The organism is Citrobacter sp. wls710 (assembly GCF_005281115.1).
GTDB lineage: Bacteria > Pseudomonadota > Gammaproteobacteria > Enterobacterales > Enterobacteriaceae > Citrobacter > Citrobacter werkmanii.
The window spans coordinates 1-375 of the sequence record NZ_SZXD01000019.1; the positions used below are offsets into that span (position 1 = coordinate 1).

The following is a 375-nucleotide window of genomic DNA, read 5'->3' on the forward strand; positions in this document are numbered from 1 at the left end:
ACTCGTCTGACTAACGCACGTCATGGTCTGGCAGATAACGGTGGTGCATGGGTAAGCTACTTCGGTGGTAGCTTCGATGCGGATAACGGCACTATTAACTATGATCAGGATGTTAACGGCATTATGGTCGGTGTTGATTCCAAAATTGATGGTAACAACGCTAAGTGGATTGTCGGTGCCGCAGCAGGCTTCGCGAAAGGCGATATGAGCGACCGTACCGGTCAGGTGGATCAAGACAGCCAGACGGCCTACATCTACTCTTCTGCTCACTTTGCCAACAACATCTTTGTTGACGGCAACTTAAGCTACTCTCACTTCAACAACGATCTGTCTGCCAGTATGAGCAACGGTCAGTATGTTGATGGCAGCACCTCT

General features: G+C 49.6%; 1 protein-coding gene. It reads left to right on the plus strand.

From position 1 onward, the window contains the following. Positions 1–375: autotransporter outer membrane beta-barrel domain-containing protein (locus tag FDX14_RS06100; RefSeq protein WP_137349193.1), on the plus strand; the 375-nt coding region annotated here is incomplete at both ends.